The organism is Erwinia rhapontici (assembly GCF_020683125.1).
GTDB classification, from domain to species: domain Bacteria; phylum Pseudomonadota; class Gammaproteobacteria; order Enterobacterales; family Enterobacteriaceae; genus Erwinia; species Erwinia rhapontici.
In genome coordinates this window covers 2,311,695-2,326,634 of record NZ_CP085627.1, presented here as the reverse complement: position 1 = coordinate 2,326,634, position 14,940 = coordinate 2,311,695, and the positions used below count along the sequence as shown (strand labels likewise).

Here is a 14,940-nt window from a genome sequence, read left to right as displayed (position 1 = left end):
GCGTCAGGGGCAGGCCTTTACCGGCCTGCCCGTTTTAGATAACGTTATTTCAACCCACGGTGATGCAGCATCGGTTCAATGGCCGGTTCCTGTCCCCGCCAGTCATGATAGAGCTGCTTGAGGTCTTCACTGTTACCGCGCGACAGCACATTATCGCGAAAACGCTGACCATTTTCCCGCGTCAGCCCGCCGTGCTCTTCAAACCAGGCAAATCCATCATCGGCCAGCATTTCGGTCCACAGATAGGCGTAATAGCCGGCGGCATAACCATTGCCCCAGATATGCTGGAAATAACTGGAACGGTAGCGCGGCGGTACGGCAGCCAGATGGATATGTTCTTTCTCCAGCGCCGCCTGTTCAAAGCGATCGGCCTGTTGCAAGGGCTGCCCGTTACTCAGGCTGTGCCAGTGCAGGTCCAGCAGCGCGGCAGCCAGCAGTTCACTCATGTCATAACCTTTATTAAAGGTGCTGGCGCGCAGCATCTTTTCACGCAATGCCGCAGGCATCGGCTCCCCGCTCTGGTAATGACGGGCAAAGTGGTTAAAAACCTGAGTGTTGCTGGCCCAGTGCTCGTTAAACTGCGACGGGAACTCGACAAAATCTCGTGGCGTTTCGGTACCGGAGAGGCTCGGGTAGCGCTGTTCAGCAAACATGCCGTGCAGCGCATGGCCGAACTCGTGGAACATGGTGATCACATCATCCCATGACAACAGCGCAGGCTGCCCGACTACGGGCTTGCTGTAGTTAGCCACGTTGTAAATCACCGGTTTTGTCCCTAACAGCGTCGACTGCTCAACAAAATTGCCCATCCATGCGCCACCGCCCTTGTTGTCGCGTTTGAACCAGTCGGCGTAGAACAGCGCCAGCGAACTGCCGTCTTTATCCAGCACTTCATAGACTTTCACATCCGGGTGATAAACCGGGATATCCGGGCGCGGTTTAAAGGTGATGCCGTACAGCTGGGTGGCCGCATAAAATACGCCATTTTCCAGCACGTTGTTCAGTTCAAAATACGGTTTAATCTGCGTTTCATCGAGGTCGTATTTCGCACGACGGACCTGCCCGGCATAGAACTGCCAGTCCCAGGGGGCCAGAGTAAAGCCGCCTTTCTGCTGGTCAATGACTGCCTGAATATCGTCCGCTTCACGCTGCGCCCGCGCAGTGGCGGCCGGCACAATTTGACGCATAAAGTCAAAAGCCGCATGCGGGGTTTTCGCCATCTGATCCTGTAATTTCCAGGCAGCGTAGCTGTCAAAACCCAGCAGTTTTGCCTGCTGTGCGCGCACCTGCGCCAGACGCACGATCACCTCGCGGGTATCATTGGCATCGCCTTTTTCGGTGCGCGTCCAGCTGGCGGTGAAAAGCGTCTCACGGGTAGCGCGATCCGTCAGGGTTTGCAGATCGGGCTGCTGTGTGGTGTTGTGCAGAGCCAGCAGCCACTGATGGTTTAATCCGCGCGCCCCTGCTGCTTCCGCCGCCGCCGCCTTTTCTGCATCACTCAGTCCTGCCAGTGCCTGCGCATCGTCAAATACCACGCCTCCCGCTTTGGTGGCGGCCAGCAGACGGTTGGTAAAGCGCGTACTGAGTGTGGCTGACTCCTGATTCAGAGCTTTCAGCGCCGTTTTGTCGCTCTCCGTCAGGCGTGCGCCCGCCAGCACATACGCCTGCCAGATGACCTCGACCAGGCGCAGTGACTCCGGGTCCAGCGCCAGTTGCTGCCGCTGCTGGTAAACCGCATCCAGCCGGGCAAACAGCTTACCGTTCAGCTTGATATCATCATCCAGTGCGGCCAGCGTCGGTGACATCTCCTCATCCAGTGCCTGAAGTTCATCGCTGGTGTTTCCCGAGGTCATGGCGCTGAACACATTGTTGACGCGTCGCAGGCGTTGCCCACTCTGTTCCAGTGCCTGGAAGGTATTTTCAAACGTCGGCGTGGCGGGATTATCTGCAATGCGTGCAATCTCATCGCGCTTTTCCGCTACCGCCGCTATCAGCGCCGGACGGTAGTCATCGATAGTGATACGGTCAAAAGGCGGTGCCTGGAAAGGCAGTGAACTGGCCTGACTGAAGGGGTTGTTGTGCTGCGACGACATGTGACGACTCTCCTTTTGCGGCTCTGCCGCCAGTGCGCTCTGTGCGCTGGCGGTCAGTGCCAGACTAATGGCCCAGACTAACGGTGCGATCCTCATTTCCTTGCTCCCATTCCCTTTGGCTGAACCTCCAGCATAATCGCCCGCGCGCCGTGGCGCAAAATCATTCCCGTCGTTGATAGCAGGCAATAATCTCCGCCGCCACGGCCACCGCGATTTCCGCAGGGAGTTTACCTTTCACATCCGGCAAGCCAATCGGGCAGCGCAGACGATTGAGCTGGTCACGGCTGAAGCCTTTGCCCTCCAGCCGATAGTCAAAGCGCTGGCGTTTGGTGTCTGAGCCGATCATGCCGAAATAAGCGACATCATCACGGCGGAGGATCGCTTCACAGAGTTCAAGATCGCGTGGATGATGATGGGTCATCACCACGTAGTAGCTGCCCGCAGGCATACGTTTTACCTGCTCTGTCGGGTCTTCAAGGCAGCAAACGGTGACGCCGGGTGGCACCTGGGTAAACTGTTCCGCCCGTTCATCCACCCAGTGAACGTGACAGGGTAACGTTGCCAGTAACGTCACCAGTGCCTGACCAACATGCCCGGCACCGAAGACCGCTATCTGCGGCTGCGCCTGGATCAGCGGTTCGAACAGCACGCTGCTGATGCCGCCACAGCACTGCCCAAGACGCGCCCCGAGGTTAAACTGCTCGTAGCGCGCCTGCGTCTGCCCGGCAAGCAGCATCTCGCGTGCAATGGCAACCGACTGAAACTCAAGATGGCCGCCGCCGATGGTCAGCCAGGTTTTATCGGCGGTCACCACCATTTTACTGCCGCGATCGCGTGGGACAGACCCTTTATCATCCAGTACCGTCAGCAGCACACAGGGCTCTGCACGATCGCGCAGGTTTGCCAGAACAGTAATCCAGTCATCGCTACGCATCTTCACCTCCTGAACGCTGTTTCTCCGCGCCCCAGAACACGCGCTCTGGCGTGGCGGGTGCATCCAGCAGCGGATGCTGGCGGTAACCGCCCACGCTGGACACCGCATCCTGCAAGGCGCACCAGACGGCGATCCCCAGCATAAACGGCGGTTCTCCCACCGCTTTAGAATGGAACACGGTGTCCTGCGGATTTTTGCGATTTTCGACCAGCGTCACCCGCAGATCGTGCGGCACGTCGCCAATCGCAGGAATTTTGTAGCTGGCCGGGCCATCGGTCAGCAGATGACCTTTGTCGTTCCACACCAGCTCTTCGCTGGTCAGCCAGCCCATACCCTGTACGAAACCGCCCTCTACCTGACCGATATCAATGGCCGGGTTCAGCGAAGCCCCCACGTCATGCAGAATATCGGCACGCAGCAGGCGGTATTCCCCGGTCAGGCTGTCAATCAGCACTTCGGCACAGGCCGCACCATAGGCAAAGTAATAAAACGGCTGCCCCCGCCCGGCCAGGCGGTTGTAGTGGATGCCCGGCACACGGTAGTAGCCGGTGGCCGAAAGCGGAACCTGATTCAGCCATGCCAGTTGGGCGACATCGGCAAAGGTAAAGTATTTATCGCCGACGTGAACAATGCCGTTGCTGAACGTTACCTGTTCTGCGCGACAGTCATGCAGCTTACACAGCATGCTGACCAGTCTTTCACGAAGTATTTCAGCCGCATTCTGCGCCGCCTTACCGTTAAGATCTGTGCCACTGGAGGCCGCCGTGGGCGAGGTGTTAGGCACTTTCCCGGTATCGGTAGCGGTGATCTGAATGCTGTTAATATCGATTTGCAGCACCTCAGCGACAATCTGCGCCACTTTGGTGTTCAGCCCCTGGCCCATTTCGGTGCCGCCATGATTCAACTGTACCGTACCATCGGTGTAAATCAGGATCAGTGCTCCCGCCTGGTTGAGAAAGCTGGAAGTAAAGGAGATGCCAAACTTCACGGGTGTCAGGGCCAGGCCGCGTTTCATCACCGGGCTGGCAGCATTAAAGGCGGTGATCTGCGCACGGCGTGCGGCATAGTCCGCGCTCTGTTCCAGCTGTGCGGTGATCTCATCAAGCAGATTATCCTCGACCGTCTGATAATAGTGGGTGACGTTGCGCGTCTGTTTGCCGTAGTAGTTACGTTTGCGCACCTCCAGCGGGTCAAGGCCCAGCTCACGGGCGATATGATCCATGATCTGCTCAATCGCCACCATGCCCTGCGGGCCGCCAAAACCGCGATAGGCGGTATTGGACGCGGTGTTCGTGCGGCAGCGGTAGCCGGTGATCAGCGCATCACCGAGATAGTAGGCGTTGTCGGCGTGGAACATGGCGCGATCGACGATCGAACCAGACAGATCCAGCGAGTAGCCACAGTTCCCCGCCAGGTCGATCTTCACCCCGCTGAAACGCCCGTCAGCCTCCACACCCACGTCATAGCGCACGAAAAACGGATGCCGTTTTCCGGTCGTCAGCATATCGTCACGCCGCGACAGACGCATTTTAGCAGGCCTTCCGGTCAGACGTGCCGCCAGTGCACAGAGGCAGGCGACGCCTGCCGCCTGCGTTTCTTTACCGCCGAAACCGCCTCCCATGCGGCGCATATCGATGGTCACTTTATTCATCGTCAGCCCCATCACCGATGCCACCAGCTTCTGCACTTCGGTGGGGTTCTGGGTAGAGGAGTAAACCTGCAACGCGCGATCTTCGCCCGGCACCACCAGCGCCACCTGGGTTTCCAGATAGAAATGCTCCTGGCCGCCAATATGAAACTCGCCCTTCAGGCGATGGGGTGCCTTCTCCAGCGCTGCATCAGCATCCCCGCGCTGGTGAACATGCGGCTGCTGGACAAAACTGCCCTGCTCCAGCGCCTGCTTCACGTCCAGCAACGGGGTCAGCGGCTGATATTCAATCACCGCCAGCGCGGCCGCCTGACGCGCCGCCTCCTCACTTTCTGCGGCCACCACCAACACCATCTGCCCGACGTATTCCACGATCGCTTTCGCCATCAGCGGATCGCCCGGCTCCAGCGGACCAATATCCAGCTCACCGGGAACGTTTTCCCAGGTCAGCACCTGCACCACGCCGAGTACGCGGTAGCACGGTTCAACGTCGATGCTGAGAATACGCGCATGGGCATGTTCGCTCAGGCGCGGTGAGAGATGCAACATGCCCGGCATTTCCAGACGGTCGTCAATGTAGAGGGCTTCTCCGGCGACGTGCATCGCCGCGCTGTCATGTCGCGTGCTTTTACCCACGCCCCCCGCATTGTGCTGTTGAAACTGGCGGGCCAGCGCGTCCGGGCTTAACGCCGGGGGTTTATAAGACATAGTCTGATACCTCCGTCACGGTCAGTTCACCACTCAGCGTGGCGTGATAACGCCGCAGCAGGTTTTTCGCCAGTTGCAGGCGATACGCAGCGCTGGCACGAAAATCGCTCAGCGGCTGAAAATCCTGTTCCAGTGCACGACAGGCGCTTTCTACCGCGGTCGTCGTCAGCATTTGTCCCAACAGTTGTTGCTCACAGTGATGGGCACGGCGTGGTATTTCGGCCATCCCGCCAAACGCGATGCGCACGCTGCTGATGCGGCCCGCGTCATCCGTCGCCAGCGTGAAGGCGGCAAACACAGCGGAAATATCATCCTCCCGCCGTTTAGACACTTTCCAGGCGCGGAAATGCTGCGCGATCATGGCCCGTGGTATCACCACAGCGCGGATAAATTCGCCCTCACGCAGCGCCGTTTTACGGTAACTGAGGAAGAAGTCGTCTAACGGCAGACGGCGCTGGCTGTCGCCCTGTTGCAAAATCAGCGATGCATCCAGCGCCAGCAGCATAGGCGGCATATCGCCAATCGGCGAGGCGTTGCCAATATTCCCCCCCAGCGTGCCGAGGTTGCGGATCTGCTGCGAGGCAAAACGCGCCAGAATCTGCGTCAGCGCGGGGATACCCTCCTCCAGCCATTGCCAGCAGTCGCTCAGGGACGTCCCGGCGCCCAGCACCATCTCATCGTCACTGAGCGTGCAGTGCTTCAGCTCATCGATCTGATCAAGGGCGACCAACAGCGGTAACGCTTCGCCGCGCTGGGTCACCTGCAGCGCCAGGTCAGTTCCCCCGGCCAGCAGTTTCGCCTGCGGATGGGCTAGCAGCGCATCGGACAGCTGCTTCACTGTTTTCGGCAGCAGGCAGCGGTTGCCCCGGTGGTTAATTTCCTGCATCTCCGGGGTTTGCAGCGTCAGCAACTGCGCCACAGTCGCCGCTTCCTGCCGATCAAAGCTGTCCTGCTGTGCCAGCGCGCAGGCCTGGCGGGCGGCATCGACAATCGGACGGTAGCCAGTGCAGCGGCAAAGATTGCCGGCCAGCGCCTGTTCAATCTGCTGGTGATGACCGCCGCCGTTTTTTTGCAGGGTGAAAATCGACATCACAAAGCCCGGCGTGCAGAAACCACACTGTGAAGCGTGGCAGTCCACCATCGCCTGCTGTACGCCATGCAGGCCCTCCGGCTGGCGCAGATCTTCCACGCTGATCAGCTGTTTTCCCTGTAAATGGCTGACAAACGTCAGACAGCTGTTCACCGTCTGATAGCGCATTTTCCCTTGATCCACATGGCCCAGCGTGACGGTGCAGGCACCGCAATCCCCGGAGGCACACCCCTCTTTGGTGCCGCAACGCCGCTGGTTCTGGCGCAGGTAGTTCAGGATCGTGGTATTGGGGTCAAGGTCCTGCTCGCTGACCAGGCGCTGGTTAACTAAAAACTGGATCATGCGGCCTGCTCCTTCTCTTCACGCTGCCAGACGCAGCGACCATTGACCCAGGTGGCGGCGATATTGCGATCGTCACCCAGCGTCATCAGTACAAACAGTTTCTCCCAGATATCACGGCTGTTGGCGTGGCGCATCTGTTGCAGGGGGGAGACTGCCGGGTCGAGGATCACAAAATCGGCCTCTTTTCCGGGCATAAAGTTGCCAATACGATCATCGAGATCCAGCGCTTTCGCCCCGCCCAGCGTGGCATGGTAGAAGGCTTCACAGGCTGAAAGTGTATAGCGCTGGAGCTGCCCCACTTTGTAAGCTTCTCCCATTGTTTGCAGCATGTTAAAGGTCGTGCCCGCGCCGACATCCGTACCAATACCCATCTTCACCCCTTTATGCCAGCAGGTTTTCAGGTCAAACAGGCCGCTGCCCAGAAACAGATTGGAGGTCGGGCAGAATGCGACGGCAGAATCGGTGTGGTGGAGGCAGTCCCATTCGTGTCGGTCCAGATGCAGGCAGTGCGCAAACAGACTGCGCTTCCCGGTCAACTGATACTGGTGATACACATCCAGGTAGCCGTTATGCTGCGGGAAAAGTGTTTTTACCCAGGCGATCTCCTGCGGGTTTTCGCTGAGGTGCGTGTGTACCCAGGTATCCGGGAACTCATGACGCAGCTGCTGCACTTTCGCCAGCAGTTCGGGCGATGAGGTCGGGGCAAAGCGCGGTGTCAGGGCATAGCTCAGGCGCCCTTTATTATGCCAGCGCTCAATCAGTTCACGGGTCTGTTGGTAGCTCTGCTCCGGCGTCTCCATCAGCGCATCCGGACCATTACGGTCCATCATCACTTTGCCCGCAATCAGCCGCATTTCGAGGGCAGATGCCGCGGTAAACAGCGCATCCACCGACTGTGGATGGACGGTGCCAAACACCAGCGCTGTGGTGGTGCCGTTACTCAGCAGCTGTTGCAGGAAAAATGCCGACATGCGTGCCGCATGCTGCGGACAGTGATACTGGCTTTCAACCGGGAACGTGTACTGATTTAACCACTCCAGCAGCTGTTCACCAAATGCGCCGATCATTTCGGTTTGCGGGTAGTGGATATGCGTATCGATAAAACCCGGAACAATTAACCGACCACGGCAGTCCAGCAGATCCACCTCCGGCGTCAGCCGGTGCTGCCCCTCTTCCCAGTCTGACAACCCGACGATAACGCCCTGGTTGAGCAAGAGCAGCCCGTCGGCAATATAGCGAGCGGCCTCCGGCAACTGCTGCGGATGGTCCACCGTGTGGGTGATATCAAAAAAACTGGCGCGGATAGCCTGGGTTGCATTCTGAGACATAACAATTCCTTTCATTAAGCGGCCTGCTCATGGTGCGTCATGGCGGGCTGGCAGATGAAAGCAATAATGCAAGAGTTATGCCATGAAAGAACCCCTGTTAATTAACATTAAAAAACAATTAGTTATATATTTTAATTGCGCGTTATCTTCTCTTTTTCGGAAAATGCCCACGCAATCGGTTGCCTGAAAAGCAACCGATTGCTTACCCAGCTTTTATCCGGTTTTACCTCATCATCCTGATGGCGTTGCACCGCGCTAACGCAGAATCTCCCGCCGTTGCGCGCTGACGGTGCAATATGCCTTGTGACAATTTTTATAGAAACACAGAGATATACCGGCCTGGACAAATAACACCAAAAGGATGACAAAAAATATCTATATAATTACATGGGTAGAAATTATTATATCAACCTGATATTAAAAAAAACAATTTTAAAAAATAATAAGAAAAAAGTACTTTTATTCAGAAACTAGTGGTTTTATTTTAGCACTTTCCGTTGCACTTTTAATATTCAATCCAACATTTACGCCCGCTTCCCATAGTTCCCTTTTTAAGGTAAGGTCCACATAATATATAACTAAGGGAGAACGATATGAGTAAGGACATTTTCTTAAAAATTGATGGTGTCACAGGTGAATCAAGAGATGCCCGCCATCAGGGATGGATACAGATAGAATCATTCAGCTGGGGTGCTACGCAACCATCTTCATGCAGGCCATAAAACCCTACAATGACTGGAAATCAGGAAACGTTGCTATTGCAACCATGGATGGCTCTTTCATACAAGATGGCAAGAGAAAGGATTTAATTGTATGAAAAGCTCACTTAAAACAACACTGTTCATTATCGTTGTGATAGCAGGCGTGTTTTTTTACTGCTGGCCAACGATAAAAATAGAGCTGGCGGGTAGTGCACACTACACTGAACAAGATAAGCGGGAATATGAATTTTACACCCCGGACATCCTGAAAAAAATACCAAGAATATCTGACCGCTATGAGTTTGATTTTTATAACGTGGCGGGTCCCGGATCACTTGTCTATTCGGTTACGTTTTACAATACAGCTGATGCCAGTAGGGTTAACGCTTATCTGGCATCTCTTGGCTACATTAAGCAAAATTTCTGTTCAGTGGAGGGATATTGCTGGAAAGGCAGTGATCCTGCTGAAACTGTCACTGTTAGTTCAGTTTCAAAAATTAATGTGGTGATGGTGCAAGTCGATAACTCACCACAGTTCTGATCATGCATAGAAGCAGCCAGGAGTGCGTAAAATTTGTGCAGTTTTTATTGCCCGGGGGTGTTATCCATTCTTTCTCATTCATCATAACAATTCGCTTCTTATCACCTCGGCCATCAGATGGTAAGGTGATAAAAATCCAAAATGTGTTGAGGAACAGTGAGATGATCGTATTTGTTACCGGCGCCACCGCCGGTTTTGGTCAAAGCATTACCCGCCGCTTTATCGCCCAGGGCCATAAAGTCATTGCGACCGGTCGCCGTCAGGAGCGTCTCGACGCCCTACAACAGGAGTTTGGTGAGAGTATTTATACGCTGGTACTGGATGTGCGCGACCGCGCGGGCATTGATGCCGCCATCGCCAGCCTGCCTGCTGAGTGGCGCAACATTGATATTCTGGTCAACAACGCCGGGCTGGCGCTCGGTATTGAGCCTGCGCAGCGCGCCAGCCTGGAAGACTGGGAAGATATGATCGACACCAACAATAAAGGGCTGGTGTACATGACGCGCGCCCTGCTGCCCGCGATGGTAGAACGTAATGTTGGCCACATTATCAACATCGGTTCAATCGCCGGAAGCTGGCCTTATCCCGGTGGGAATGTTTACGGTGCCACCAAAGCCTTTGTACGCCAGTTCAGCTTCAACCTGCGTACCGACCTGCACGGCACGGCGTTACGCGTGACCGATATCGAACCCGGTCTGGTCGGCGGCACCGAGTTTTCCAACGTGCGTTTCAAAGGTGATGACACCCGTGCGGGCAGCGTGTACGACGGTACTGAACCGCTGACGCCGGAAGATGTGACCGAAGCCGTCTGGTGGGTTGCCACCCTGCCGAAGCATGTCAATATCAGCGCGCTGGAGATGATGCCGGTGGGTCAGAGCCAGGCGGGCCTGCGCGTGCACAAGGCGTAATCAACGCTGTTCGGGCCTGCCTTCAGGCCCGTCCCCATCCTGCTACGATAATCAACATTCCGCAGAACGCCACGGCGGCACCCACCCAGTCATAGGTGCTCAGTTTTACCCCATCGACAATACGCAACCACAACAGCGCCGTGACCACATAAACCCCGCCGTAAGCCGCATAAACGCGCCCGCTGGCTGCCGGATGCAGCGTGAGCAACCAAACGAACACCATCAGGCTGACGCCCGCAGGCAGTAACAGCCAGGCAGACGCATTTTTCTTCAGCCACAACCAGGGGAGAAAACAACCGATAATTTCGGCTAATGCCGTGGCAAAAAACAGCAGTATCGTGGTCAGCACGTTTTCTTTTCTCTCTCGATGGTAAACGGCAGTATCGGGCAGACTGGTGAGGGCCTGAAAGCTGGTGATATACTACACCACATGACCTGTTCAGTCGCCGTTGCCGTGGCTGCCTACATAAAGGAACCGATGATGAATACCCTGAAAAGCCGGCTGACAAAAGCCACAGTCCCACTGCTGCTGCTGACCGCGTTGTTTTCTGTTCAGCACAGCGCTCAGGCGCGTACTGACCGTCTGATTATTTCAGAAGGCGATAATGCCCTCACGACCGAGCAGGCACGCGAACAGAAAGAGCAGTGGGATGCGACCCGTAGCCTGCGTAACAAGGTGAACACCCGCGTGGAGAAAGAGTTTGATAAAACTGACCGTGCGTTTGATACCCGTGACGGCTGCGAACATAGTCTGAATGTGAATGCCTATTGGGAACCCAATACGCTGCGTTGCCTCGACCGTCGCACCGGCCGTCCGGTTGCGCCATAAGTGGATTTAACTGCTATAGTTAGCGGGATTTTCACACAAATAAGGATGAAATGATGAAAGGGTTTAAGTGGATGTTAACCGGGCTGATTGTCGCGATGCCGCTGGCCGTTCAGGCATCGTGCGAAACGGTCAAAGCCGATATTAATCAGAAAATCATTAACAATGGCGTGCCGGCTTCCGGTTTTACGCTCGATATTGTCCCTAACGACCAGGCCGATCAGGCTGGCGGACAGGTTGTCGGGCATTGCGAAAATGACACGCAGAAAATCGTCTACAAACGTACGGGTAACGACGGTGACAACAGCGTTCCCGCCAGTGCAGGCACCTCTCAGGATGCCCCTGCGCAGTAGTCTTCTTTAGGGCGACCCTTCAGGGCCGCCCTGCCTTACCGCTAGTGTGGCTTCTCTGCCGGCACAAAGCGCGCAATCACCAGGCTCATTACCGCAATCACCGTCGATACCGCAAACACCCAGTGCAGCGAATGCGCAATTTCACTCAACATCACCTCCAGACTGGGGGCATCAATCTGCTGTCGCTGAGCGTGTGACATCACCTGCTGTACCGGATCATTATCGCCAGGCAAACGCAGCAGTAAATTGTAATTCAGTACCGCGCCCATTAACGCTGTTCCCAGTGCCGATCCCAGCATACGGCTGAACATAATCGAGGCAGTGCAAATGCCCCGGATGGCAAAGTCTGCCGTGTTCTGTACCGCGATCAGGAAAGTGGTGCTGGTCATGCCCATGCCGGTGCCAATGACAAAAGCAAATAGCCCGGCGTGCCATACCGGGCTTTCCCGGTGCAGCGTCAGTAACAATGCGGTGCCGACGATCAGCAAGGCGGAACCCAGCAGCGCGGTAAACCGGTACGAGGTACGCTGCATCAGACGCCCGCTGAGCGTACTGGCCAGCGGCCAGCCGATCGACATCATCGCCAGTGCGCTGCCCGCCTGAAGTGGCGTTCCGCCATTGACGCCCTGGATCCAGGTGGGCAGAAACGCACTGATCCCCATCATCGCCGCACCAATCAGCAGATTTCCCGCGTTACCCGCCAGCAGTGTGCGACTGCGCCAGATCGCCAGTGGAAACAGCGGTTCGCTGGCCCGACGTTCATGCCGCAGTAGCGCGGTACCCGCCAGCACGGCCAGGACCAGTAGTGCAACAACAAACAGGGTGCCAAGTGCTTCTGCCTGCAGCAGGGCCACCAGCAATGCACTGACGGTCAGCATCAGCCAGGCGCTGCCTGCCAGATTGAGCCGATGCGGGCTACGTTCCTTCGACTCAGGGAAAAACCGCGCCAGCAACAGCATCGACACAATGCCAATCGGGACATTGACCCAGAAGATCAACGCCCAGTTAAAGTGCTGCACCAGCCAGGCCCCGGTCAGCGGCCCGACAATCGCCGCGATGCCCCACACGCTCGACAGCCAGCCCTGCACGCCCGCGCGCTCTTTCGGCGGATAGACATCGGCAATAATCGTCGAGGTCAGCGGCATAATCGCCCCGGCCCCCAGCCCCTGGAAGGCGCGGAACAGGATCAACCAGCCCATATTGGTGGCGAACCCACATAACACCGACCCGATGAGGAACAGCCCGGTGCCGATAAAAAACATCCGCTTTCTGCCCCAGAGATCTGCCAGACGACCGTAGATCGGCACGCTGACCGCCTGAGTGAGCAGGTAGATTGAAAACACCCAGCCAAACTGAGAGAAGCCCCCCAGCTCGGCAATAATCGTTGGCATGGCGGTGGCCACAATCGTGACTTCAATGGCGGCCATAAACATCGCCAGCATTGAAGCGATAAGCACCCAGTGACGGTGTGTCACTTGTGTCGCAGTCTGTTCCGTCATATATCCCCTTTCTGTCGTACGTCCTGAAAGTGTGCATGATATTCCACACAACAGTTTTCGGATTGTGCTCTATGCCGTCTGTGACGGTGTCACTTAACATCGATGAATTTTTTTCATCGACGATTTTCCCAGCGCTATCAACGGCTGACGCCTGTTTTGCCGAAAAAGTATCCTGCTGATTTTCGGGCAGAAATTTGGCAAATCTGCCGTTACGCTGCTATAGCTTTGAAAGCAAGTTTACCGGGTAAAGTGATAATCGCCCACGAGATAAACACTTTTAATGCTTATTTGCCCCCCAGGGAGAACACTGATATGCCACATTCCACGCTGTTACGGCGTGCCTTACTGGCGACGCTGTTTGTCGCTGCGATCATCGCCCTGCTGGTCTGGGGGCTGGGGATTGAGACCATTAAGGCGAAACGCGTCGATCTGATCTACCTCGGGCAACAACACATGACGCTGGTGTTCTGGTCTATGCTGTTTGCCCTGTTAATCGGTATTCCCAGCGGGATCATTCTCAGCCGTCCCGGCGCCCGTCGCTGGGCCGAGTATGTGATGCAGATTTTTAACGTCGGTAATACGTTACCCCCGCTGGCGGTACTGGCGCTGGCAATGGTGGTGATCGGCATTGGCGATCGCCCGGCGATCATCGCGCTGTTCCTGGCCTCACTGCTGCCCATCGTGCGCAACACCTATTCCGGCTTGTGTTCAGTGCCGGACTCCCTGCTTGAGGCTGCCAATGGCATCGGCATGACCAAAGGTCAGCGCCTGCGTCAGGTGGAAATTCCGAACGCTATGCCGGTGATGCTGTCCGGCATCCGCGTGGCAATGGCCATCAACGTTGGCACCGCCCCACTGGCGTTTTTGATTGGGGCCAGTAGCTACGGCGAGCTGATTTTTCCCGGTATTTACCTCAATGACTTCCCGACGTTGATCCTGGGCGCCGCGGCAACCGCGCTGTTTGCCCTGATCCTCGATCTGTTGCTGGCCGGCCTTGGCCGTCTCCTCAGCCCACACACTGCCTGAAGAATAAGGAACGGATGATGGCTGATGCTACTGTACTGACCCGCTGGCTGCGTGCAGCCGCCCTCGCCCTTGCTGCCTCGATGACACTGAGCAGCATGGCAACGGCAGCCCCGATTGTGATGACCACCAAAAGCTTTACCGAGCAGCATATTTTGTCTGCGCTGACCACGCAGTATCTGCGCAAACAGGGCTTTGAGATCGAACCCAAAACCAATATCGCCACGGTAATTGGTCGTAATGCGATGATCAATAAGCAGGTTGATATGACCTGGGAATACACCGGGACCTCACTGATTATCTTCAACCATATCACGCAGCGGATGTCACCCGATGAGACCTGGCAGACGGTGAAAAAACTGGATGCGAAGCTGGGTCTGGTCTGGCTTAACCCGGCACCGATGAACAATACCTATGCTTTTGCCATGTCGGCCAAACGGGCCGAAGCTGAGCATATTGAGACGATTTCACAGATGGTGGCGAAGCTCGAGCACGTGCGTCAAACCGACCCGGATAACAACTGGATGCTGGGACTGGATCTGGAGTTCGCCGGGCGCTCCGATGGTCTGAAACCGCTGCAAAAAGCCTATAACATGCCGCTGGATCGTCCGCAGATCCGCCAGATGGATCCGGGGCTGCTGTATAACGCCATTCGCGACGGTTTTGTCGATGCCGGGCTGGTCTACACCACCGATGGCCGCGTAAAAGGCTTCGACCTGAAAGTACTGAAAGATGATAAAGGATTTTTCCCCAGCTACGCCGTAACGCCCGTGGTCACGGCAAAAGCGCTGAAGGACCATCCGGGTCTGGATGCCGCACTGAATAAGCTGTCGCCGTTAATCACCGATGAGGCGATTACTGAAATGAACAAACGTGTGGATATCGATCATCAGTCGCCGCAACAGGTGGCACATGATTTCCTGACATCCCATAACATGCTTTAAGG

The 14,940-nt window shown here is 56.1% G+C and carries 13 protein-coding genes and 1 pseudogene; 7 read left to right on the top strand and 7 right to left on the bottom strand.

The window, feature by feature from the left end:
• Positions 1 to 44 precede the first annotated feature (44 nt).
• The 5 genes from dcp to guaD form a co-directional block, all read right to left on the bottom strand.
• Complete coding sequence (dcp, locus tag LJN55_RS10965) at positions 45 to 2,189, bottom strand: peptidyl-dipeptidase Dcp (RefSeq protein WP_227536243.1); 2,145 nt, start codon at positions 2,187 to 2,189, stop codon at positions 45 to 47.
• A gap of 64 nt (positions 2,190 to 2,253) precedes the next feature.
• Positions 2,254 to 3,027 carry a xanthine dehydrogenase accessory protein XdhC gene (gene xdhC / locus LJN55_RS10960; RefSeq protein WP_133845111.1) on the bottom strand — a complete coding sequence of 258 codons (774 nt, stop codon included), beginning with the start codon at positions 3,025 to 3,027 and terminating at the stop codon, positions 2,254 to 2,256.
• Entirely contained in the window at positions 3,020 to 5,383 is a 2,364-nt protein-coding gene (gene xdhB / locus LJN55_RS10955; RefSeq protein WP_227536242.1) for a xanthine dehydrogenase molybdopterin binding subunit, read from the bottom strand. Before xdhB ends, xdhC begins: the two co-directional genes overlap by 8 nt.
• A complete protein-coding gene (gene xdhA, locus LJN55_RS10950) occupies positions 5,373 to 6,815 on the bottom strand; it encodes a xanthine dehydrogenase small subunit (RefSeq protein ID WP_227536241.1) in 1,443 nt (480 codons plus the stop codon). The genes xdhB and xdhA overlap by 11 nt, the downstream gene beginning before the upstream one ends.
• Entirely contained in the window at positions 6,812 to 8,143 is a 1,332-nt protein-coding gene (guaD, locus tag LJN55_RS10945; RefSeq protein WP_227536240.1) for a guanine deaminase, read from the bottom strand. Before guaD ends, xdhA begins: the two co-directional genes overlap by 4 nt.
• 593 nt (positions 8,144 to 8,736) lie before the next feature.
• Between guaD and LJN55_RS10940 the strand changes: the two are divergent.
• From LJN55_RS10940 to ydfG, 3 genes and pseudogenes are all read left to right on the top strand, one after another.
• A pseudogene (locus LJN55_RS10940) lies at positions 8,737 to 8,853 on the top strand (type VI secretion system tube protein Hcp); the annotation flags it as partial.
• A 103-nt stretch (positions 8,854 to 8,956) separates the two neighbouring features.
• The gene (locus LJN55_RS10935) at positions 8,957 to 9,385 is read left to right on the top strand and encodes a hypothetical protein (protein ID WP_227536239.1); all 429 of its coding nucleotides are present in this window, start codon (positions 8,957 to 8,959) and stop codon (positions 9,383 to 9,385) included.
• A gap of 161 nt (positions 9,386 to 9,546) precedes the next feature.
• Positions 9,547 to 10,293: a bifunctional NADP-dependent 3-hydroxy acid dehydrogenase/3-hydroxypropionate dehydrogenase YdfG gene (gene ydfG / locus LJN55_RS10930; protein ID WP_133845124.1), complete on the top strand. Its 747-nt coding sequence runs from the start codon at positions 9,547 to 9,549 to the stop codon at positions 10,291 to 10,293.
• A 22-nt stretch (positions 10,294 to 10,315) separates the two neighbouring features.
• On the opposite strand, the gene LJN55_RS10925 is transcribed toward ydfG, so the two are convergent.
• Positions 10,316 to 10,642 (bottom strand): YnfA family protein, encoded by a 327-nt coding sequence (locus LJN55_RS10925; protein WP_171148566.1) that lies wholly within the window; start codon positions 10,640 to 10,642, stop codon positions 10,316 to 10,318.
• A gap of 132 nt (positions 10,643 to 10,774) precedes the next feature.
• Between LJN55_RS10925 and LJN55_RS10920 the strand changes: the two genes are divergently transcribed.
• Positions 10,775 to 11,122 (top strand): DUF1283 family protein, encoded by a 348-nt coding sequence (locus LJN55_RS10920; protein WP_133845451.1) that lies wholly within the window; start codon positions 10,775 to 10,777, stop codon positions 11,120 to 11,122.
• Between the two features lie 50 nt (positions 11,123 to 11,172).
• Positions 11,173 to 11,472 (top strand): DUF1161 domain-containing protein, encoded by a 300-nt coding sequence (locus tag LJN55_RS10915; protein ID WP_407647794.1) that lies wholly within the window; start codon positions 11,173 to 11,175, stop codon positions 11,470 to 11,472.
• A 41-nt stretch (positions 11,473 to 11,513) separates the two neighbouring features.
• Here LJN55_RS10915 and LJN55_RS10910 read toward each other — a convergent pair whose 3' ends face one another.
• Entirely contained in the window at positions 11,514 to 12,971 is a 1,458-nt protein-coding gene (locus LJN55_RS10910) for an MDR family MFS transporter (protein ID WP_227536238.1), read from the bottom strand.
• A 312-nt stretch (positions 12,972 to 13,283) separates the two neighbouring features.
• Between LJN55_RS10910 and LJN55_RS10905 the strand changes: the two genes are divergently transcribed.
• Both LJN55_RS10905 and LJN55_RS10900 read left to right on the top strand, forming a co-directional pair.
• A complete protein-coding gene (locus LJN55_RS10905; RefSeq protein ID WP_133845130.1) occupies positions 13,284 to 13,997 on the top strand; it encodes an ABC transporter permease in 714 nt (237 codons plus the stop codon).
• A gap of 17 nt (positions 13,998 to 14,014) precedes the next feature.
• Positions 14,015 to 14,938 carry a glycine betaine ABC transporter substrate-binding protein gene (locus LJN55_RS10900; RefSeq protein ID WP_167864623.1) on the top strand — a complete coding sequence of 308 codons (924 nt, stop codon included), beginning with the start codon at positions 14,015 to 14,017 and terminating at the stop codon, positions 14,936 to 14,938.
• Positions 14,939 to 14,940 lie beyond the last annotated feature (2 nt).